The organism is Kitasatospora sp. NPDC043949, from assembly GCF_056435365.1.
Genome location: NZ_JBWKEQ010000002.1, coordinates 157,131 through 177,822, shown reverse-complemented (window position 1 = coordinate 177,822; position 20,692 = coordinate 157,131). Strand labels below are relative to the sequence as shown.

Below are 20,692 nucleotides of genomic sequence, written 5' to 3'. Positions count from 1 at the left end.
TTCCTTCTTCCCCCCCCCCCCCCCCCCCACCCCTCACCCCCCCCCCCCCCCCCCCCCCCCCCCCCCCCCCCCCCCCCCCCCCCCCCCCCCCCCCTCCCCCCTCCTGCATGATCGTTACTGCTTGGGACTACTGCGTGGGACTACTGCGGCGGGATGACCGAGGTCATCCACTCGAAGATGCTCGGCACCATGGTCTTCCACAGCTCGGTGGTGTGCGGGCCGTTGCTCTCCTGGACCTGGACCTTGGTCGGCTCCTTGGCTGCCGCCGCGATCGCCTGGCCGTCCTCCAGGCCGTCGCCCTTCTTGCCGCTGATGTAGAGGCTGACCTTCGGCGGCTGCTGGGCGCTCTTGAGGATGTTGACCGGGTTGTTGGCCTCGCGCAGCTTCGGGTCCTTGCCGACCAGGGAGTCGCTCTCGGACGCCGGGTCGTTGTAGCCGGACATCGAGATCGCGGCCCGGTACCGGTTGGGGTGCGCCAGGGACAGCTTGGCCGCGCAGTGGGCGCCGGCCGAGTAGCCGGCGATGCCCCAGCGGTCCGGGGACGGGTCGGCGCGGAAGTTGTCCATGATCATCTGCGGGACGTCCCGGGTGAGCCAGGCGTCGGCGTTGATCTTGCCGGGGATGTCGGTGCAGCCGGCGTCCTGGTGGTTGCCGAGGAGCAGGGTGCGCGGCGAGACCAGGATGAACGGGGAGACCTTGCCCTGCTGCATCAGCGGCTTGAGCTGCTCGGAGACCTTGAGGGTGCCGTACCAGGTGGAGGAGGAGCCCGGGTAGCCCGGGATCAGCTCGACCACCGGGAACTTCTTGTCCTTGAACGCCGGGTCGTTGTACTGCGGCGGCAGCCAGACCAGCACCTCGCCGTCGACCCCGGACACCTGGCCCTTGAGCTCGGTCTTCTGGACGTCGCCGGGCACCGCCGGGTCGCCCACGCCGGCGAACTTCTGGAGCGCCTTCGGCGGCTGCTTGGCCGCGTCGCCGCCGCCCTGGCCGGCGCCCTCCTTGCCCGAAGCGCCCTGGTCGGCCGGCGCCACCTGCGGCACGGCCCGGACGTGGTCACCGGTGCCGAGCAGGTCGTCCCAGTTGCCGTAGATCAGGTTGGCGTTGTTGACCATCACGAAGACCATCAGCACGGCCGTGATCTGGCAGAACATGATCATGACGAGCCTGGACAGGATCCGCACCGGGTTCGGCCCGCGGACCTTGCTCCAGTACAGGAGCGCCACCGCGATGGACACCGGCACCAGGATGACGGTGAGGATGAAGAATGGCGTACCTGTCAGTTGCATCGAGTTCTCGTATCCGGGTTGCTGGCCGCCCGGGCCCCACTCGCCCGAACGCACTCCAATGGCATTGGACGGCGCGGAACCGATGATCGGTTGCCATCCGAATCTGTGCGGAACCTGAGAGGAACATCACGTTTCCTGTGATGTTCCTGTTTCGGGTCGGCGCTAAGTCTGCCACCCGGACGGCCGTCGTCCGGACGAGATGTCCAGCGAACTTCCAGGAAGGTCCCCCGGGGCACCTTACCTCCCGCGTCGCGGGCGCCGCCGGGCGAGGCGGTGTCATCCACGTGCCGCCCGGCCAGAGAGACTATGGGGATGAGCACAACCCGCTTTCGCCCGTCCCGCCGTTTCTGGCCCGTCTGCGCCCTCCTGGCACTCGCGGTCACCGCGGCCGGTTGCAGCAGTACCGGAGGCCGCCGCGCCGAGGAGGCCCGCGCCAAGGCGTCGGCCGCCGGCGGCAGCGCCGTCACCACCCCGCGCTGGAAGGTCGCCATGGTGACCCACGCCGGGGCCGGCGACGCCTTCTGGGACAGCGTGCGCAAGGGTGCCGAGCAGGCCGCCGCCAAGGACAACATCACCTTCCTGTACTCCAACGACGCGCAGACCCAGAACCAGGTCCAGCTCGTCCAGGCCGCCATCGACCAGAAGGTCGACGGCCTGCTGGTCACCCTCGCCAAGGGCGACGCCATGGCCGACGTCCTCGGCAAGGCCAAGGCCGCCGGCATCCCCGTGATCACCGTCAACTCCGGCCAGGAGTACTCCGCCAAGTTCGGCGCGCTCACCCACATCGGCCAGGACGAGTCCACCGCCGGCCAGGCGGCCGGCACCGAGCTGGCCGGCCGCGGCCGCAAGAACGTGCTCTGCGTCATCCACGAGCAGGGCAACATCGGCCAGGAGCAGCGCTGCTCCGGCGCCCAGTCCAAGGCCGGCGGCGCCTTCCAGGTGCTGTACGTGGACGGCGTCAACATGCCCGACGCCCGCGCCGCGATCTCCGCCAAGCTCCAGGCCGACCCGGCCATCGACACCGTGCTCACCCTCTCCGGCCCGATGGCCGCCACCGGCCTCCAGGCCGTCCAGGACGTCCACCGCGCCGTCGAGCTCGACACCTTCGACCTGGGGCCGCAGGTGGTGGCCGGACTCAAGTCCGGCTCCGTCGGCTTCGCCGTCGACCAGCAGCCCTACCTCCAGGGCTACGAGGGCGTCGACCTGCTCTGGCTGTACAAGTCCAACCTGGACATGCTCGGCGGCGGCAAGCCCGTCGCGACCGGCCCGCAGATCCTGACCAAGGACGACGCCGACGCGCTCGCCGAGTACGTCGCGAGGGGGACCAGGTGAGCACCACCGACGTCCTCGCCCAGGACCGCCCGGCCGCGCTGCGCCGCCTCCTCGCCCGCCCCGAGCTCGGCTCGCTGATCGCCGCCGTCGCGGTGTTCACCGTCTTCGCGGTGGCCGCCGAACCCTTCCTGCGGGTCTCCTCGCTGGGCACCGTGCTCTACGCGGCGTCCACCATCGGGATCATGGCCGTCCCGGTCTCGCTGCTGATGATCGGCGGCGAGTTCGACCTGTCGGCGGGCGTGCTGGTCACCACCGCCGCGCTGACCTCCTCGATGGTCTCCTACCAGTTCACCGCGGTGACCTGGGTCGGCGTGCTGGTCTCGCTCGCCGTCACCCTGGCCGTCGGCGCCTTCAACGGCTGGATGCTCGGCCGTACCCGGCTGCCCAGCTTCATCGTCACCCTCGGCACCTTCCTGATGCTGACCGGTGCCAACCTCGGCGTCACCAAGCTGGTCTCCGGCACCGTCTCCACCAGGCCGATCTCCGACATGGAGGGCTTCGCCTCCTGCCGCTGGCTGTTCGCCTCCGAGGTCACCGTCGGCGGACTGACGATCAAGGCCACCGTCTGGTGGTGGCTCGGCCTGCTCGCGGTCGGCAGCTGGGTGCTGCTGCGCACCCGCTTCGGCAACTGGATCTTCGCCGTCGGCGGCGACGCGGACGCCGCCCGCGCGGTCGGCGTGCCGGTCGCCCGCACCAAGACCCTGCTCTACCTCGGTGTCGGCTTCGGCGCCTGGGTGCTCGGCCAGCACCTGCTGTTCTCCTTCGACACCGTGCAGTCCGGCGAGGGCGTCGGCAACGAGCTGATCTACATCGTCGCGGCCGTCATCGGCGGCTGCCTGATCACCGGCGGCTACGGCTCGGTGGTCGGCTCCGCGCTCGGCGCGCTGATCTTCGGCATGGCCAGCAAGGGGATCATCTACGCCCAGTGGAACCCGGACTGGTTCAAGTTCTTCCTCGGCGCGATGCTGCTGCTCGCCGCCCTGCTGAACGCGTACGTCAAGCGCCAGGCCGAACGGGGGCCCCGATGAAGACCGAACTGCTCGCCTTGGAGGGCGTCGGCAAGAGCTACGGCACCGTCCGCGCCCTCCAGGACGTCTCGCTCACCCTGCACGCCGGCGAGATCAGCTGCGTGCTCGGCGACAACGGCGCCGGCAAGTCCACCCTGATCAAGATCATCTCCGGGCTGCACCAGCACGACGAGGGCACCTACACCGTCGGCGGCGAGGAGGTCCGGCTCGACTCCCCGCGCCAGGCCCTGGACCGCGGCATCGCCACCGTCTACCAGGACCTCGCCGTCGTCCCGCTGATGCCGGTCTGGCGCAACTTCTTCCTCGGCTCCGAGCAGGGCCACCGCCGCTGGGGCGGCCTGCGCCTGGACGCCGAGGCGATGCGCGCCACCACCCGCGAGGCGCTCGCCCGGATGGGCATCGACCTGCACGACGTGGACCGCCCGATCGGCACCCTCTCCGGCGGCCAGCGCCAGTGCGTGGCGATCGCCCGGGCCGTGCACTTCGGCGCCAAGGTGCTCATCCTGGACGAGCCGACCGCGGCGCTCGGCGTCAAGCAGTCCGGAGTGGTGCTCAAGTACGTCACCGCCGCCCGCGACGCCGGGCTCGGGGTCGTCCTGATCACCCACAACCCGCACCACGCGTACCTGGTCGGCGACCACTTCACCCTGCTCAAGCGGGGCCGGATGGCCGGCAGCCACCCGCGCGCCGAGATCGGCCTCGAACAGCTCACCACCGAGATGGCCGGTGGCTCCGACCTCGCCGAGCTCTCGCACGAGCTGGCCCGGCCCACCGACCCCCAGCCCCGCACCGACCCCGAGCCCCGTCCTGACCCCGAGCCCCGTGAGGAGCGTCCGCAGCCGTGACCAGCCCCCAAGGCAGCACCCGGCCGGCCGTCCTGCCCACCCTGCTCGGCCTCGGCCCCCGCGCCGAGCGCCGCCGCCGCGCCCTGCCCGCCGGGATACTGCGACTGCCCACCATCGGCGTCGACATCGGCGGCACCAAGGTGGTCGCCGGAGTGGTGGACGGCGAGGGCAAGGTGCTGGAGAAGCTGCGCACCGACACCCCCGACAAGAGCAAGAGCGCCAAGGTCGTCGAGAACGTCATCGTCGACCTGGTGCTGGAGCTCGCCGACCGGCACGACGTCCACGCCGTCGGCATCGGCGCGGCCGGCTGGGTCGACGCCGACCGCTCCACGGTGCTGTTCGCCCCGCACCTGAACTGGCGCGGCGAGCCGCTCCAGCAGGCGCTCAGCGAGCGGCTGCGCTTCCCGGTGATCGTCGAGAACGACGCCAACGCCGCCGCCTGGGCCGAATGGCGCTTCGGCGCCGGGCGCGGCGAGGACCACATGGTGATGCTCACCCTGGGCACCGGCATCGGCGGCGCCGTCGTCCGCGACGGCTACGTCGACCGCGGCAAGTACGGCCTGGCGGGCGAGTTCGGCCACATGCAGGTGCTGCCCGGCGGCCACCGCTGCCCGTGCGGCAACCGCGGCTGCTGGGAGCAGTACTCCTCCGGCAACGCGCTGGTGCGCGACGCCCGCGAACTCGTCGCCGAGGAGTCCCCGGTGGTGCAGACGCTGCTCGCCCGGGCCGGCGGCACCGTCGAGGGCATCACCGGACCGCTGGTCACCGAGGCCGCCCGGGCCGGCGACCCGACCGCCACCGAACTGCTCTACGAGGTCGGCACCTGGCTCGGCGTCGGCATCGCCAACCTCGCCGCCGCGCTCGACCCGGGCCGCTTCGTCATCGGCGGCGGCGTCTCAGAGGCCGGCGACCTGCTGCTCGGCCCGGCCCGGGACACCTTCCGCCGTACCCTCACCGGGCGCGGCTTCCGGCCCGAGGCCAGCATCGTGCACGCCGCACTCGGCAACGAGGCCGGCCTGGTCGGCGCCGCCGACCTCGCCCGGCAGGTCGCCCGCCGGTTCCGCACCATCAAGCGGCGCCGGGTCGAGCGCAGCGGCGTCTGAGCCCTTTCGCCTGATTCGGTTCCGTCAACTACCGGTTGGTAGCGGTGCGGTGTGATTGTCGGGATCATGCCTCCTGTGAGACAACGGAGTTGACGTCGACTCAGGAGGACTCGGATGAGGGCTCTGGCCCGTATCGCACCACCGCTGCTGCTCGCCACCGCCCTGGTCTGGTCCTGCGCCGGGCCGGCCGGGGCGGCGGGGGCGGCCCCGCCGCCGAAGGCCCCCGAGGCGGTGGGCCGGGGCGGAGCGGTGGCCAGCGTCGACGCCGACGCCACCGCGGCCGGCATCGAGGTGCTGCGCAAGGGCGGCAACGCGGTCGACGCGGCGGTCGCGACCGCCGCCGCCCTCGGCGTCACCGAGCCCTACTCCTCCGGCATCGGCGGCGGCGGGTACTTCGTCTACTACGACCACGCCAGCGGCCGGGTGCACACCATCGACGGCCGCGAGGTGGCCGGCCGCACCGCCGACAGCGGGCTGTTCCTGGAGGACGGCAAGCCGCTGGCCTTCGCCGACGCCGTCACCAGCGGCCTGTCCGTCGGCGTCCCCGGCACCGCCGCCACCTGGGACACCGCCCTGCGCCAGTGGGGCACCCGCACGCTCGCCGACGCCCTCGAGCCCGCCGAGCGGATCGCCGACAACGGCTTCGTCGTCGACCAGACCTTCCGCGGCCAGACCGCCGACAACTACGACCGGTTCAAGGACTTCCCGGACACCGCCAAGCTCTACCTGCCAGGCGGCAAGCCCCCCGAGGTCGGCACCGTCCTGCGCAACCCCGACCTCGCCGCCACCTACCGGCTGCTCGCCGAGGACGGCGTCAAGGCCTTCTACCAGGGCGACCTCGGCAAGGACGTGGCCAACACCGTCCAGCACCCGCCGGTCGACCCGGCCTCCGGCCGCAAGGCCCGTCCCGGCAAGATCGACACCGCCGACCTCGCCGCCTACCAGGTCCGCCGCCAGGCGCCCACCCACGTCCCGTACCGCGACTACGACGTCTACTCCATCGCCCCCTCCAGCTCCGGCGGCACCACCGTCGGCGAGGCGCTCGGCATCCTGGAGGACGGCGACCTCGGCGCGTACAGCGACACGCAGTACTACCACCACTTCCTGGACGCCTCCCGGATCGCCTTCGCCGACCGCAACCGCTGGGTCGGCGACCCGGCCTTCGGCGACGTCCCCACCAAGGAACTGCTCTCCGCGCGCTACGCCGCCTCCCGGGCCTGCCTGATCAGCCCCGACCGCGCCCTCACCAGCCCGCTCGCCCCAGGCGACCCGCGCCACCCCGCCGACTGCGCCGAGGCCGGCCCCGCCGTCGCCGAGCCCTACGAGGGCCCCAACACCACCCACCTCAGCGTGGCCGACCGCTGGGGCAACGTCGTCTCCTACACCCTCACCATCGAGCAGACCGGCGGCAGCGGCATCACCGTCCCCGGCCGCGGCTTCCTGCTCAACAACGAGCTCACCGACTTCGACTTCACCCCGCTCACCCCGGGCGTCCCCGACCCCAACCTGCCCGGCCCGGGCAAGCGTCCGCGCTCATCGATCTCCCCGACCATCGTGCTGCGCGACGGCGAACCGCTGCTGGCCACCGGCAGCCCCGGCGGCGCGACCATCATCACCACCACCCTCCAGGTGCTGCTCGGGCGGCTCGACCGGGGCCTGAGCCTGGAACAGGCCATCGCCGCACCGCGCGCCAGCCAGCGCAACACCGTCGCCACCCAGGCCGAGCCCGGCTTCCTGGCGCTGCCCGAACGGGCCGCGCTGGAGGCGCTCGGGCACAGCTTCACGTCCGTCGCCGAGATCGGCGCCGCCACCGGCGTCGAACGGCTGCCGGACGGGCGGTGGGTGGCCGCGGCCGAACCGGTCCGGCGCGGGGGCGGCTCCGCGGCGGTGGTCCGGCCCACGGGCTGACCGGGCCGCAGGCCGGCCGGGCCGTACTGTCGGTGCCGGGCGGTATGTTCGGGGCGGGCGTCCCCTCGGGGGGCGCCCACCCCTCGTCTTGACCGAAGCACCCGTCCGTACCGAACCACCGGGAAGGCCGCCCGCCGTGACCGTCCGCATCGCCACCTGGAACATCAACTCCGTCACCGCGCGGCTGCCCAAGCTCCTGGAGTGGCTGGAGAGCGCCAAGCCCGACGTGCTCTGCCTCCAGGAGCTCAAGTGCGCGGCCGACGCCTTCCCGTACGAGGCGGTGCGCGCCCTCGGGTACGAGACCGCGGCCCACGGCACCGGCCGGTGGAACGGCGTCGCGATCGTCTCCCGGATCGGCCTGGACGACGTCGTGCGCGACCTGCCCGGCCAGCCCGGCTACCTCGCCGACGGCGCCCTGCTGCCCGACGTCGAGCCGCGCGCCGTCGCCGCCACCTGCGGCCCGGTCCGGGTCTGGTCGGTCTACGTGCCCAACGGCCGCGAGGTCGACCACGCCCACTACCGCTACAAGCTGGAGTGGCTACAGGCGCTGCGCACGGCCGCCACCGAGGACGCCGCCGGGCCCCGCCCGTTCGCCGTCCTCGGGGACTTCAACATCGCTCCCGCCGACGAGGACGTCTACGACGTCGCCGCCTTCGAGGGCCTCACCCACGTCACCCCCGCCGAGCGGGCCGCGCTGGAGGCCCTCGGCGAGGTGGGCCTGCACGACGTGGTGCCGCGCCCGCTCAAGTACGACCGCCCCTACACCTACTGGGACTACCGCCAGCTGGCCTTCCCCAAGAACCGGGGCATGCGGATCGACCTCACCTACGCCAACAAGCCGTTCGTGGACGCCGTCACCGACAGCTACGTGGACCGCGAGGCCCGCAAGGGCAAGGGCACCTCGGACCACGCGCCGGTCGTGGTGGACCTCGACCTGTGAATCACCCTGGGTGAGGGGCGGTAACCCGAACGGTCCCGACCGGTGGCCGGGGCCGGGCGGGCTGCCTACTGTCGGGCATAACCGGGTGCAGTTGTTCGACCACGTGGACATCGGAGTCCCCCCGGCTGCGCCCGAGAATCCCGGAGGTTCCGGCATGCGCCCCATGCGTACGGCCGCCGCCGCCCTGATCGGCGCGACGGTGCTGACCGGCCTGACGGCCCCCCTCGCATCCGCCAGGGACGGCTCGGCCTCGGTCAGCCCGCCCCAGGCCGCACCGGGCCAGACCGTGAAGCTCACGGTCTCCTGTGAGAAGTCGGACAAGCCCGACGCCAAGACCATCACCGCCCACTCCGCCGCGTTCGAGGGCGGCCCGGCCACTCTCACCCTGGGCTCCGACGGCAAGCACAGCGGCTCGGCCCGGCTGGCCGGCCAGCACTCCGGGGACAACAGGATCGACGGCACCTGCCCGGACGGCGGGGCGTTCTCCACCAAGGTCGCGGTCGCCGGCGTCCCGGTCGCCGGCTCCGACAGGGGCTCCGACAAGGGCTCCGAGAAAGGGCCTGAGAAAGGGCCTGAGAAAGGCGCCGAGAAGGGTCCCGAGAAGGGTCCCGAGAAGGGTCCCGAGAAAGGCCTCGGCGACTGGGGCAAGGCGGCCGGCGAGTGGGCGGGCTCGCTCGGCCAGTCCGGCGCCGGCGGCCAGCAGGTCGCCCCGCACGGCGCCGTGAACACCGGCCTCGGCGGTTCGGTCGCGGCCGATCCGGCGGAGCTGGCCGGGGGCCTGGCCCTGGTGGCGGGCGGCGTCGGAGGCTTCTGGCTGCTGCGGCGGCGCGGTGCCTGATGGGCACCGCCGCCGTTTTGTTTTCCCCGCGCGCCGTCGGACCCTGACCGGGCCGGCGGCGCACAGGCGTGTCAGCCGGCCTGCGGCGCGGGCTTCCGCTGCTGCTGAGGCCCGTGCCCGGTTTCCTGCCCGTGCTTGTTCTCGTGCGCGAGTTCGAGCTCACGGTGCTCGTGCCCGTGCTCGTGCCGGAGGGTGCCGCTGGCCAGCAGGTACTGGGCCAGGACGTACGTCGCCATGATCCAGAACTGGTGCCCCGGCAGCTCCCGCCACTTCGCCAGCTGGGTGGCGATCAGCGTGTCGGACAGCAGGAACAGCGCCCCGCCCAGCCCGGTCCGCCAGCCCAGCCCGGCCGAGGTGACGGCCGTGGAGGCGAGCAGCAGGCTGTAGCCGGCCACCGGGATCCGCAGGTCCCCGAGGTCCGGCCAGAGCTGCCCGACCATGGCCACCCAGGCGGTCGCGTACGCGGCCGCCACCACCAGGGCCCGCCGACGGTCGGTCAGCGCCCCGCGCCGGACGAACATCGTCACGTAGCAGACGTGCGCCGCCGCGAACGAGCCCATCCCGGCCAGGAACGCGGTGTCGTTCTTCAGCTGGAGCAGCACGTCCCCGCCCGCGCTCAGCAGCAGTGCCGGGGCCAGTGGCTTCGGCGCCCGCCGCCCGGCCGCGGCGGCCGCGGCGACGCTGTGCGCGGCCAGCAGCGGCATCAGGGCCGGCTTGGTGGCGTTCTGCAGCACGGACGCGCCGGAGGCGATCGCGCCCAGGTGCGTCGCCGAGGCGGCCGCGAAGCCGCCGAGCAGGCCGGCGGCCGAGCGCAGGCGGCCGCCGAGGACGGCACGGGTGGTCGTACGGATGCTCATGCGGCTGCTGACCTCCGGGGTCGGGCGCTGGGGGAGTGGGACGAACCCTAGGCGACCCGCCGGTGCGGCGGAAGAGCGGGTTACCGGTGCGTAACCCGGGTGGTGCGGGGCGGGTGACGGCGCGGCGGCGGGTGCGGGCCGGCGGGTGGCGTAGCGGAGGGCGGCCGGTCACTTCGGCGCACGGCCGGTTGCTGCCACCGGGTGACCCGGCCACCGTCTAGTCTGGTCCCCGACATGGAGCAGCAGGAGTACGCGGTCGGCGCCACCCGGGTGGCCGCCGGCAGGCCGGACGGGCGCACGGGCGGGACGGGGCGGAGGACCACCGACGCCCTCCTCGCCGTACGCGAACCCGCGGCCGGACCGGCGCCCGAAGCCGTGTCCGGCCCCCGTGCTGACGCCGCGCCGACCAGGCCCGCGCCGGAGCCGGGCGCCGCCTCCGCGCTCTCGCCCGACCCGGGCCTGCTCCGGCTCGCCCACTGGTTCGCCGCCGCCACCCCCGGCACCGCCGACGACCTGTGCGCCGCCTCCTTCGGCCTCTACCCGGCCCGCCATCTCGGCGCCCCCGCCGAAGCGGCGCCCGACGCCGACGTCAGCTGGTGGCACGGCCCCACCGCGCACGCGACCGCCGCCCTGCGCTCCCGGGGGCCCCGCCCCGTCGGCGGTCTGCGCCGCGCCCGGCGGGACGCCTCCGCGCTGCCCGTCGTCCGGTCAGGTGCCAAGCCGGGCAGGCCCGGCAGGCACCGCAAGCCCGAGCGCACCCGCCCGGTGCCGGGCGCGCAGGATCGTTCCGGCCAGGACCTTCCGATACCGGCCCCGGCCCTGCCCGTCGCGGACGTTTGCGCCCCGGCCCTTCCCGCGGTCGACCTGCCCGCCGCCGAACGCCGGATCGCCGCCCGGCTGCTGCTCGCCCACCCGCTGGTCACCGCCTCCGGCCCGCACGCCGACGGCTTCCCGCTGATCCGCCGTCACCGCGACTGGCTCGTCGAACGCTTCGACGCCCTGCTCGGCTACCGGCTCGTCGTCGGCCCCTGGCACGCCCGGCTCTGCAAGGCCGGCCTCGGCCCCGGCGCCGTCCGCCGCCTCGAACACCCCGCGACCGGCGCCCCGTTCACCCCCGCCGGTTACGCCCAACTCGCTCTAGCCCTCGCCCTGTTGGTCGACGCCCCCGAGCAACTGCCGTACGGGCGGCTGCTCGACGCCATGCGCGCCGCGGCGCCGGGCCTCGCCGCCGGCCCAGCCGACCGAGCGATGGCCCTCGCCGCGCTCGCCGACTGGCAGGTCCTCGGCGACCTGCCGGCCGACCCGGCCGACCCTGCCGTCCGGGCCGCCGTACTGACCGTCGACCGCGAACTCGCCCGCGCCGTCCCGGCCGGTCCGCCCGCCCTCGCCGACGACGCCGCCGACCTGATCCGCCGCGCCGCCGACGCCGAACCCGCCACCGCCGTGCGCCGTCTGCTCGCCGAGACCCCCGCCGTCCTCGACGCCGACCTCCCCGAGGACCGGAGCGCCTGGTTGCACGAGCACCGGCTGAGCGGCCCGGCCGCGCTCGCCGACTTCCTCGGCCTGGAGACCGAGCTGCGGACCGAGGGCGTCGCCCTGCTCGACCCGGCCGACGAGCTCACCGACCTCGTCTTCCCCGGCGCCGGCCCCCTGCCGCAGGCCGCCCTGCTGCTGCTCGAACGTCTGGTGGAGGAAGTCCGCCCGCTGCCCGGCGAGAGCACCACCGGCGGCGACGTCCCGATCCCCGACGCGCTGATAGACGGCCTCCTCGGCGACATCGCCGACGAGTACGGCCTCCTGGCCCGCTGGCGCCGCGACTACCTCGCCGACCGGACCGCGCTGCGCCGCGACGCCCTCGACCTGCTCCACAACCTCGGCCTGATCACCCCCACCCCCCGCGGCAGCCGCCCCCCGGGCTGGCTCCTGCGCCCGCCCGCCGCCCGCTACGCCCCCGCCCCGGACTTCCACCCCGTCCCCGGCACCGGCCGCCACTCCCGCCCCGCGCCGGCCGGGGCCCGGGAGCAGCGGCGCGCCTGAGGCCGGTTCGCCGCCCAGCTCCGCTGTCGCGCCTCGCCGCTCCGCCGTCGCCGGAAAGGCGGAAGCACCGCGTCCGGGGGCGGACGGCGGTGCTGAAGGGGTGGATCGGACGGTCAGTCGGTCTCTTTCTCTCCGCTCGCTTTCTCGCGGGTCGCTTTCTTGCGGGTCACTTTCTCGCGGTGGCCGTGGTGGCGGCGAGGGTGCCGTGCTGGACGGTCTCGACGGTGGCGCCGACGCCGAAGGTGCCGAGGGCGATGGAGGCGAGGACGGCGGTGGCGGCGAGGAGTCGGCGGTGGCGCCGGGGGAGCGGGAAGCGCGGTTCCTGGTAGGGCGCCTGAGGGCTGGCGTTCATGACAGGGAGGGTTCCAGGGTGGTGTGAACGGTCGGTACGTGCGGGTGAAGTCCGGGCGGGGGTTGGGCGTCGGTTGGCCGCGTACGCCCCACCCGCGCGGGTGAGGCGTACGCGCTGGTCAGCGGCGTGGTGTGCGTTCGGCGAGGGCCTCGCCGACGGCGACCCGGACGGCGTCGCGCAGGCCGTGCACGGGGTGCAGGCGGGACGGGCCGGCGGCCGGGTCCTCGCGGAGCTCCTTCACCAGGGACACGCAGAGCAGCAGCATCACGACCACGAACGGCAGCGCGACCAGGATCGTCGCGTTCTGCAGCGCGGTGAGCCCGCCGGCCAGCAGCAGGGCGGCGGCGACCCCGCCCATCAGCACGCCCCAGACGACCACGAGCCAGGTGCGCGGGTGCAGCGAGCCGCGGCTGGAGAGCGAGCCGAGGACGAGGGAGGCGGAGTCGGCGCTGGTGATGAAGAAGGTCATCACCAGCAGCACGGCGACGACGCTGGTGGCGGAGCCGAGCGGCAGCGAGCGCAGCATCTCGAACAGCGAGGCCTCCGCGCCCTTCGGGATGGTCGCGACCAGGTCGGCCGTGCCTGTGGTGACCAGCCGGATCGCGGTGCCGCCCATCACGCAGAACCAGATCACGGTGGCCCCGCTGGGCACCAGCAGGACGCCGAGCAGGAACTGCCGGATGGTGCGGCCGCGGGAGATGCGGGCGATGAAGGTGCCGACGAAGGGGGCCCAGGAGAGCCACCAGGCCCAGTAGAAGATCGTCCAGGAGCCGAGCCAGCTCTCGTCGGTGAAGGCCCCGGTCTGGGTGGACATGCCGAGCAGGTCGGAGAGGTAGCCGCCGACGGTGGAGGGGATCGCGTCCAGCGTGAACACCGTCGGGCCGAACACGAAGACGAAGAGCATGATCAGCGAGGCCAGGACGACGTTCGCGGTGGAGAGCCACTTGACGCCCTTGTGGACGCCGGAGAAGGCGGAGAGCACGAAGGCGGCGGTCAGCGAGCCGATGATGATCAGCTGGGCGTTCTGGGTGTTGCGCACGGAGGTGATGTAGCCGAGGCCGTCGGCGACCTGGAGCGCGCCGAGGCCGAGGCTGGTGGCGGAGCCGAAGACGGTGGCGAAGACGGCCAGCAGGTCGATCGCGCGCCCGGCCCAGCCGTCGGCGCCGCGCTGGCCGATGAGCGGGACGAAGGCGGCGGAGATGCGGTTGCCGCGGCCCTTGCGGAAGGTGGTGTAGGCGAGGGCGAGGCCGCCGACGGCGTAGATCGCCCACGGGTGCAGCGTCCAGTGGAACAGCGAGAACTCCAGGGCCTGCTGGGCGGCGGCCGCGCTCTGCGGTTCCAGGCCGGAGCCGGGCTGCGGGGTGGCGAACAGCTGGAGCGGCTCGCCGACGCCGTAGAACATCAGGCCGATGCCCATGCCGGCGCTGAACATCATGGCGACCCAGGCGAGGGTGGAGAACTCGGGTTCGTCGTCGTCGCGGCCGAGCCGGATGCGGCCGAAGCGGCTGAAGGCGAGCAGCACGGTGAGGACGAGGAAGACGTCGGCGGCCACCACGAACAGCCAGCCGAAGTTGTGCAGGACCCAGCCGAGCGCGCTGCTGGAGGTCCGGCCGAGCGAGTCCTCGGCGAAGACTCCCCAGGCGACCACGGCCAGCACCAGGGCGGCGCTGATCCCGAACACCGCCCGGTCGGCGGGCAGGGTCGCGGCGGGTTCGTCGGGTTCCTCCGCGCGTTGGTCGGGCTGCGGCGGCTGGCTGCTCATCGGGTGGACTCTCCTGCCTCGGGGCGGACGTGGGCTTCGGCGACATCGGCGGATTAAAGCTGCATGTCGCACTATGTCCAGTTCGTGCCGCGAGGGGCGGGAGGGCGCGCCGGGGAGGCGGAGGGTGGGGACTTACGTCCCGTCAGGCCGGGTGCTCATGGGCCGGGGCGCGCGCGGCGAGCCGGAACCACGGGCGGAAGCCGTCCGGCACCGGGGAGTTGAGCCGGCTGTCGCGTCGGACGGGTCAGGGCTGGTGGGCGCCGGACGGGACCTCGTACGGCGCCGGGTACGGCGTCTCGTACGGGTTCAGCACCAGCCGCACCACGTCCTCCAGCCGCCGCCGGGCGTCGCCGAGGGTGGTGCGCCCGGTCACCCAGGCGGTCAGCTCGCCCTGCCAGGCGTGGGCGACGATGTGCCGCACCAAGTCGCTGGCGGCGGCCGGCACCTCGGTCGTCACCGCCTGGAGGGCGGTGCTGTCGGCCCGGGCCATGCCCTGCAAGGTCTCGCTGGCGAACGGATCGGTGGAGGCGGCGACGGCCACCCGCAGCCGGGCCAGCTCGGGCTGGCGCTGGTAGGCCCGCATCCCGCCGCGGACGAAGCGGACCGCCCGGTCGGTGGCCCCCCGCCCGGCGCGCGGGCCGCGCAGCTCCGCCACCAGGTCGGCCAGCAGCAGGCGGTGCCACTCGGCGATCGCCGCGGCCAGGAGGTGGTCCTTGGAGGAGAAGTAGCGGTACGCCGTCCCCAGGGCGACTCCGGACCGCTCGCAGACCTGTTTCATCTGCAGCCGTTCGACGCCGATCTCGTTCACCAGGGCGAGCGCGGCCGCGATCAGGCTTCCGCGGCGTTCGAGCTGGCGCGGAGACATCGCCTCCACCGGCCGTGGTGACAGGTCAACCTTGGTCACCCGCACCATGATACGGGCCGGGGCCGCTCAGGAGTATGACGCCGACCGGCCCCCTTGCGTTCGCCGTGCGGTCACCGTCGCCGGGGTCCGGGCCGCCGGCCCGTTCCGCCGGGGCCCGCGCTGCCCCGTCCCGCGTCGCCCCATGCCGTCCCGTCCCGCGCCGGGTCAGCGCAGCCGGCGGATCAGCGATTCCTGCACGGCGGAGGCGACCAGCCGCCCGTCCCGGTCGTAGAACTCGCCGAGCGACAGCCCCCGGCCGTCCGAGGAGGACGGGCTGCGCTGGGCGAACAGCAGCCACTCGTCGGCCCGGAACGGGCGGTGGAACCACATCGCGTGGTCGAGCGAGGCGATCAGCAGCCGGGGCGGCTCGGTGCGCTGGAAGAAGTTCGGCTGCTCGTGCAGCCCGGCGGTGGAGGCCAGCGTGAGGTCGGAGAGGTAGGTGAGCGCGCAGACGTGCAGGAGCGGGTCGCCCTCGGGCAGCGGGGAGGCGATGCGCAGCCAGACGAACTGCTGCGGCATCCCCGGCACGGCCGCTGGCACGCCCGGCGCGTCCGGCGGGACGAAGCGCAGTTCGAGGTCGCGGAAGCCGCCGGTGCCGGTGATCGCCGCGCGCAGGGCCGGGTCCCAGAGCGAGAAGGCGTCCGGCAGGGTCTCCGGCCCGGGCAGCGGCGGCATCGTGCGGTGGCGGTCGGTCGCGGTCTCGGGGCGCTTGAAGGAGGCGGAGAGGGTGAAGATCGCGTTCTGGTTCTGCACCGCCGTCACCCGGCGGGTGGTGTAGGAGACGCCCTCGCGGACCCGTTCGACCTCGTAGCGGATCGGCTGGGACGGGTCGCCGGGCAGCAGGAAGTAGCCGTGCAGCGAGTGCACCGCGCGCGGGCCCCCGCAGGTGCGGCCGGCGGCGGTGAGCGCCTGCGCGGCGACCTGTCCGCCGAAGGCGCGCATCGGCGCCCCGGCGTGGCAGCGGCCCCGGAACGTGTTCTCGTCCAGTCGTTCCAGCTCCAGCAGTCCGGCGAACGAGCCGGCCGGGCGGTCGGCCCGGATTTCCTGTTCGGTCAGGTCGGTCACGGGCCCATAGTGGCAGAATTCCGCCGCACCGCGATGTGACCTGGGTAACGCCCGGGGGCTCCGGCATCCGGTAGAACCTGTTCCAGTGCGGTCGCGGCCCGACGGATTGTCAGTGCCCTCACCTAGCGTGTTCGACATGACGCAATCCGCACACGCGTACGCCTATCTGCGCCCGTCCGCCGTCCTCGACGGCGCCGACGGCCGGCGCCTCGACCTGGCCACCTCCGGCGGCGCCACCCCGCTCGGGGAGGCGGCCAACCCGCGCTTCTTCGCGGGCTTCCTGGCCGACCCGGCGCCGGCCGCCGCCGCGCTGCTCGCGGTCGCGGACGTCGCCGCCGCGCGGTACTACCAGCCGCAGCTGCGCGCCTCGCTCGACCCGGTGGTCACCGCCAACGGGGACCGGCTGCGCTTCGAGTCGTTCTCCGGCTGCTGCGGCGTCTACGCCCGGCTCGACGTGCTCCAGGCCGGCCTCGACGGCGACGAGATCGGCCACGGCACCACCAACGTGGACGTCAACAACCCGCTGCGGGAGGCCCTGAGCAGGATCGGCCCGACCGACCCGCTGCACCTCGCGGTCGGGCCGGACGCGCTGGAGGTCACCAGCTTCGACGGGCCGCTGGTCGAGAAGAAGGTGCCGTTGCCGCAGCGCTGGCTGCGCGGCTTCGCCGAGACCCAGGTCGTCGCCGCCGGCTTCGACCTGCGCGCCGAACTGCCCGCCGCCGAGGCGGTCCGCTTCCTGCGCTCGCTGCCGCGCGGCGGCCGCTCCAGCACCGCCTGGGTCGTCCCGGCCGGGCGGACGCTGCGGCCCACCACCCGGCCGGTGCCCGGCGCGGTCTGCCTGCCCGGGCCCGACCGGCTGGTGGCGCTCCAGCGGGTGCTGCGGCACGCGCTCGCCCTGCGGGTGTACGGCCCGGTCGCCGCCACCGGCCCGGCCGCCTCGGCGTGGGAGGTGGTCCTGCCCGGCATGCGGCTCACCCTGACCCTCTCGCCCGACGCCTCCCGGGGCTTCTCCGGCGAGGGCGGGGTGCTCGGCGCGCTCGCCACCGGCACCGCCGAGCAGGACGCCGACCTCGTCGCGGTGCTGCTCGCCTGGGAGCCGCGGGTCGAGGTCGCCGACCTGGCCGAGCAGTCCGGGCTCAGCCACGAGCGGGTCCGCGCCGCGCTCACCCGGCTCGGCACCGCCGGGCAGATCGGCTACGACACCGCCGAGGCCGCCTACTTCCACCGCCAGCTCCCGTACGACGCCGGGCGGGCCGAGGCCGCCAACCCGCGGCTGCGCGCCGCCCGGGCCCTGGTCGCGGCGGGCGCGGTGCGGCTGGAGCCGGGCGGTACGACGGCCGTCGTCACGGTGGACGACCACATCCAGCGGGTGCGTACGGACGAGGCGGGGCGCCTCGGCTGCACCTGCCTCTGGTGGGCCAAGTACCGCGGCGGGCGCGGTCCGTGCAAGCACGCGCTGGCGGTCGCGATGGTGCGGGAGGCGGCCCGGCGGGCGGCCGGGGAGCGGGTTTCGACGGTCGCGAAGGAGGTCGAGGCGTGAGCGGGGTGGCACAGGTGTCGGAAGCGGTGCAGGAGTCGGAAGCGGTGCAGGAATCGGTAGGGGTACAGGAGCCGGTAGGGGTGCGGACGCCGGAAGCGGGGCAGGGCGCGACCGCGGTCGAGGACCTGCTCGCCGCCGTCCGGGGCGGACGGATGCCGCAGATACCGGCGCTGGTCGCCGCGCTGGACCAGGCGCAGCGCCGGGACTGCCTGCTCGCATTGAAGGCGCTGCGCAAGGAACTGCGTGACGAGTGGTCGAAGGAGGCGCTCGCCACCAGGGGCGCCCTGCTGCTGGCCGGCGCCGGCTGCCACCCCGGCCCGGCCGGGGCCGCCACCTGGCTCGGCGCCCGCGACTTCACCTCGCTCGGCTGGGCCCGCCACCCGGCGGTGGGCCAACTCGTCGCGGCGCAGCCGGTGGAGTGGCAGATCGAGGTGGCCACCCGGCTCGCCGCCCGGCCGGCGCCGAGCTGGGGCTGGGCGCTGTACCCGGTGATCGAGGCCGTGGTGCGCCGCACCGGCTGCGCGGTGCCGCAGAGCGAGCCCTTCGTCCGCGAGTGGATGGAACGCCAGCGCCGGGGCAGCGGCGCACGGCCCACCCTGGTCGAGCTGCTGCGGGCCGACGCGTTCACCCCGCTGCTGCTGCCCCGGGTGTTCGAACTCGCCGACATCGGTGGCGCGGTGTCCTTGCGGTTCAGCCCCCGCCCCGGGGACGCCTTTACGGAGGCGATCGCCGAACTCGCCGCCGCCGGCGACCTCGACCGGGCCGACCTGATCGACCGCTGCCTGGCCCGGCTGCTGCGCGGCGGCAAGCAGGCCGACCAGCGGTTCTTCCTCGACGTGCTGCGGGCCTTCGCCCTGACACCGCAGGAGTACGCCGCCCGGGTCCGGGACGTGGTGCCGCTGCTGGACGGGCTGTCGGTGGTCGCCGGGCACGCCCAGGACGTGCTCGCCGGGCTGGACGAGGCCGGGCTGATCGAACCCGAGGTACTGGTCGAGTCCTCCGCGGTGGTGCTGTTCCGGGCCGAGAAGAAGCTCGTCCGCGCCCAACTCGGCTGGCTGGAGCGCGCGGCCCGGCGCGCACCCGGGCGGTCCGGGCCGGTGGTGCTCGCGGCCGCCGAGGCGTTCGGGCACCCGGACCAGGCCGTCCAGGAGCGGGCGCTGAACGTGGTGGCCCGCCACCTGCGCGCGGCCGGGGAGGCCGTCCTGCCCGAACTGCGGCTCGCCGCCGAGGCGCTGAACCCCGCCCACCACCGGCGCGCCGGCGAACTGTTCGGCGCACCGGTCGGTGGCGACGGCGACGACGACCCGGACACCGGGTGGAACGAACTCCTCCCGCCCGCCCCCCAGCCCCTCCCGATCGGCCCGCCGATCGCCTCGGCGGCCGAACTCGCGCAGGAGCTGTCCGCCCTGCTCGCCGCCGACGAGCCGGAGCCGGCGGTCTTCGAGCGCGTGCTGGACGGCCTGGTCCGCCAGGCCCACCAGAACCGGGCGGCGCTCGCCGAGGCGCTGGAGCCGGTCCGGCGGGTCCACCCGTGGAGCGGCGTCGGCCGCTGGCACGACTGCTCGCCCCGGGACGTCCTCTACGTCGCGGCCGCGGTGGCCGGCGAGACGCCGCCGCACCGGGTCTGGGACTTCCTCGGCGGCAAGAAGAAGCGCTCCCCGCTGCGCGGCCAGAACGACACCGCGCAGGGCACCGCCCTCGCCGCCCGGCTGGAGGAGGCCGCCTGGCAGGTGACCGCCGACCGGCCGCCCTACCTGCTGGCCATCCCGACCGACACCACCGGGGCGCTCGACCCCGGCACGCTGGTCGAACGCCTCGCCGGGTACCAGGCGGCGGGCATCACCCCCGGCCGGGCCGACCTGTGCGCGGCCCTGCTGCGGGTCGGCCCCCGCGCCGACGCCGGGGTGCTGCGCGCCGCCGAGGCGCTCACCTCGCCGTCCGGGCGGTGGGCCGCCCAGTGGCTGCGCACCGGCGGCCTGCCCGACCAGCCGTCCGAGCGGGTGCTGTTCGCCCCCGGCCGGGGCTCGAAGCACGGCCACCAGTACGCGGACCGCTGGTGGGAGGACGTCCGGCGGGTGGCCGTCGCCCAGCCCGGCATCGGGGCCGGCCCGAAGGGCCCGGACGGCGAGCGGCTCGCCCCCGAGTTCAGGGCGCTGCTGGAGGGCACCGAGCCGAGCGTGGCCCGGGCCCGCAAGGTGGGCGGCTGGACGTGGCGGCCCACGGCGCACTGGGCCGCGATGCTCCCCTGGCACCGGGAGGAACTGGCGGCCCGGTGGCTCGACCACTTCGCCGCGGGCGCCGACCGGGACGAGCGCGACACGGGCCGGCTGCTGCCCGCTCTCGCCGAGGCCGGCGGCCCGGCCGGGCTCGCCCTGCACCTGGCGCTGGCCTACGGCCTGGGCGCCCGGCACACCGAGGACCGGACGGCGGCCGTCGACGCCCTGCTGGTGCTCGCCGCCCGCGGCGACCTGGACGGCGCGCAGCTCGGCCGCGAACTCGGCGCGCTGGTCGACTGCGGCGCGGTGAAGCTCAACCGGCTCGCGGCGGCGCTCGCCCTGGCCGCCGGGACGGGCGCCTACGGCACGGTCTGGTCGGTGCTCGAGCCCGCGCTGCCGGCCCTGCTGGGCGGCGAGGGCACGCCCGCCCGGGGCCTCGGCGACCTGCTCGCCCTCGCGGCGGACTGCGCCCGGCGCACCCGCGCCCGGGGGCCGGTGGCCGAGGTGACGGCGACGGCGGAGCAGGGCGGATCGAGCCGCCTGGTCAAGGAGGCCCGCGCCCTGCGGGACGTCCTGGCGGGGTGACACCGCGGCCGCCAGCAGGGCGAGGAGCACCACCGGGTGACGGCGGATCGCTGGCGGCGTCGGGTCACGGCCTAGGGTGGGCGGGACTTTCGCC

General features: G+C 74.6%; 16 protein-coding genes. 10 read left to right on the top strand and 6 right to left on the bottom strand.

Annotation, left to right across the window (positions count from 1 at the left end):
• Positions 1-140 precede the first annotated feature (140 nt).
• Positions 141-1,286 carry an alpha/beta hydrolase gene (locus AC07AL_RS02955; RefSeq protein WP_363579219.1) on the bottom strand — a complete coding sequence of 382 codons (1,146 nt, stop codon included), beginning with the start codon at positions 1,284-1,286 and terminating at the stop codon, positions 141-143.
• Between the two features lie 306 nt (positions 1,287-1,592).
• Between AC07AL_RS02955 and AC07AL_RS02950 the strand changes: the two genes are divergently transcribed.
• From AC07AL_RS02950 to AC07AL_RS02920, 7 genes are all read left to right on the top strand, one after another.
• A complete protein-coding gene (locus AC07AL_RS02950) occupies positions 1,593-2,618 on the top strand; it encodes a sugar ABC transporter substrate-binding protein (protein WP_478316576.1) in 1,026 nt (341 codons plus the stop codon).
• A complete protein-coding gene (locus AC07AL_RS02945) occupies positions 2,615-3,646 on the top strand; it encodes an ABC transporter permease (RefSeq protein ID WP_363579215.1) in 1,032 nt (343 codons plus the stop codon). The genes AC07AL_RS02950 and AC07AL_RS02945 overlap by 4 nt, the downstream gene beginning before the upstream one ends.
• Positions 3,643-4,491 (top strand): ATP-binding cassette domain-containing protein, encoded by an 849-nt coding sequence (locus AC07AL_RS02940; RefSeq protein ID WP_478316574.1) that lies wholly within the window; start codon positions 3,643-3,645, stop codon positions 4,489-4,491. Before AC07AL_RS02945 ends, AC07AL_RS02940 begins: the two co-directional genes overlap by 4 nt.
• Positions 4,488-5,594, top strand: a complete 1,107-nt coding sequence (locus tag AC07AL_RS02935) for an ROK family glucokinase (RefSeq protein ID WP_400805037.1) — start codon at positions 4,488-4,490, stop codon at positions 5,592-5,594. The genes AC07AL_RS02940 and AC07AL_RS02935 overlap by 4 nt, the downstream gene beginning before the upstream one ends.
• Positions 5,595-5,708: 114 nt before the next feature.
• Positions 5,709-7,502 carry a gamma-glutamyltransferase gene (gene ggt, locus AC07AL_RS02930; RefSeq protein WP_478316572.1) on the top strand — a complete coding sequence of 598 codons (1,794 nt, stop codon included), beginning with the start codon at positions 5,709-5,711 and terminating at the stop codon, positions 7,500-7,502.
• Between the two features lie 136 nt (positions 7,503-7,638).
• Entirely contained in the window at positions 7,639-8,442 is an 804-nt protein-coding gene (locus AC07AL_RS02925) for an exodeoxyribonuclease III (protein WP_363579210.1), read from the top strand.
• Positions 8,443-8,596: 154 nt separating this feature from the next.
• The gene (locus tag AC07AL_RS02920) at positions 8,597-9,280 is read left to right on the top strand and encodes a hypothetical protein (protein ID WP_478316570.1); all 684 of its coding nucleotides are present in this window, start codon (positions 8,597-8,599) and stop codon (positions 9,278-9,280) included.
• Between the two features lie 71 nt (positions 9,281-9,351).
• Here the strand turns inward: AC07AL_RS02920 and AC07AL_RS02915 are convergent, their stop codons facing one another.
• Positions 9,352-10,137, bottom strand: coding sequence for a lysoplasmalogenase (locus AC07AL_RS02915; RefSeq protein ID WP_478316568.1), 786 nt, complete (start codon positions 10,135-10,137; stop codon positions 9,352-9,354).
• A gap of 234 nt (positions 10,138-10,371) precedes the next feature.
• On the opposite strand from AC07AL_RS02915, the gene AC07AL_RS02910 reads away from it, so the two are divergent.
• Positions 10,372-12,174, top strand: coding sequence for a DUF2398 family protein (locus AC07AL_RS02910; RefSeq protein ID WP_478316567.1), 1,803 nt, complete (start codon positions 10,372-10,374; stop codon positions 12,172-12,174).
• Positions 12,175-12,340: 166 nt separating this feature from the next.
• Here the strand turns inward: AC07AL_RS02910 and AC07AL_RS02905 are convergent, their stop codons facing one another.
• The 4 genes from AC07AL_RS02905 to AC07AL_RS02890 form a co-directional block, all read right to left on the bottom strand.
• A complete protein-coding gene (locus AC07AL_RS02905; RefSeq protein WP_350875387.1) occupies positions 12,341-12,526 on the bottom strand; it encodes a hypothetical protein in 186 nt (61 codons plus the stop codon).
• Positions 12,527-12,644: 118 nt separating this feature from the next.
• Complete coding sequence (locus AC07AL_RS02900; RefSeq protein WP_363579201.1) at positions 12,645-14,288, bottom strand: BCCT family transporter; 1,644 nt, start codon at positions 14,286-14,288, stop codon at positions 12,645-12,647.
• Positions 14,289-14,532: 244 nt separating this feature from the next.
• On the bottom strand, positions 14,533-15,192 hold the full coding sequence (locus AC07AL_RS02895; protein ID WP_363579200.1) for a TetR/AcrR family transcriptional regulator: 660 nt from the start codon (positions 15,190-15,192) through the stop codon (positions 14,533-14,535).
• A gap of 165 nt (positions 15,193-15,357) precedes the next feature.
• Positions 15,358-16,257 carry an acyl-CoA thioesterase gene (locus AC07AL_RS02890; protein WP_363579198.1) on the bottom strand — a complete coding sequence of 300 codons (900 nt, stop codon included), beginning with the start codon at positions 16,255-16,257 and terminating at the stop codon, positions 15,358-15,360.
• Between the two features lie 136 nt (positions 16,258-16,393).
• On the opposite strand from AC07AL_RS02890, the gene AC07AL_RS02885 reads away from it, so the two are divergent.
• Together AC07AL_RS02885 and AC07AL_RS02880 are read left to right on the top strand one after the other, a co-directional pair.
• Entirely contained in the window at positions 16,394-17,797 is a 1,404-nt protein-coding gene (locus AC07AL_RS02885) for an SWIM zinc finger family protein (RefSeq protein WP_478316563.1), read from the top strand.
• Positions 17,798-17,877: 80 nt separating this feature from the next.
• Positions 17,878-20,598 (top strand): DUF7824 domain-containing protein, encoded by a 2,721-nt coding sequence (locus tag AC07AL_RS02880; RefSeq protein ID WP_478316561.1) that lies wholly within the window; start codon positions 17,878-17,880, stop codon positions 20,596-20,598.
• The last annotated feature ends 94 nt before the right edge of the window (positions 20,599-20,692 follow it).

Excerpts from the sequence above, each read along its gene's own strand:
- AC07AL_RS02910 (WP_478316567.1), top strand. The coding sequence starts at position 10,372 with ATGGAGCAGCAGGAGTACGCGGTCGGCGCCACCCGGGTGGCCGCCGGC.
- AC07AL_RS02905 (WP_350875387.1), bottom strand. The coding sequence starts at position 12,526 with ATGAACGCCAGCCCTCAGGCGCCCTACCAGGAACCGCGCTTCCCGCTC.
- AC07AL_RS02940 (WP_478316574.1), top strand. The coding sequence starts at position 3,643 with ATGAAGACCGAACTGCTCGCCTTGGAGGGCGTCGGCAAGAGCTACGGC.
- AC07AL_RS02900 (WP_363579201.1), bottom strand. The coding sequence starts at position 14,288 with ATGAGCAGCCAGCCGCCGCAGCCCGACCAACGCGCGGAGGAACCCGAC.
- AC07AL_RS02885 (WP_478316563.1), top strand. The coding sequence starts at position 16,394 with ATGACGCAATCCGCACACGCGTACGCCTATCTGCGCCCGTCCGCCGTC.
- AC07AL_RS02915 (WP_478316568.1), bottom strand. The coding sequence starts at position 10,137 with ATGAGCATCCGTACGACCACCCGTGCCGTCCTCGGCGGCCGCCTGCGC.
- AC07AL_RS02955 (WP_363579219.1), bottom strand. The coding sequence starts at position 1,286 with ATGCAACTGACAGGTACGCCATTCTTCATCCTCACCGTCATCCTGGTG.
- AC07AL_RS02920 (WP_478316570.1), top strand. The coding sequence starts at position 8,597 with ATGCGCCCCATGCGTACGGCCGCCGCCGCCCTGATCGGCGCGACGGTG.
- AC07AL_RS02950 (WP_478316576.1), top strand. The coding sequence starts at position 1,593 with ATGGGGATGAGCACAACCCGCTTTCGCCCGTCCCGCCGTTTCTGGCCC.
- ggt (WP_478316572.1), top strand. The coding sequence starts at position 5,709 with ATGAGGGCTCTGGCCCGTATCGCACCACCGCTGCTGCTCGCCACCGCC.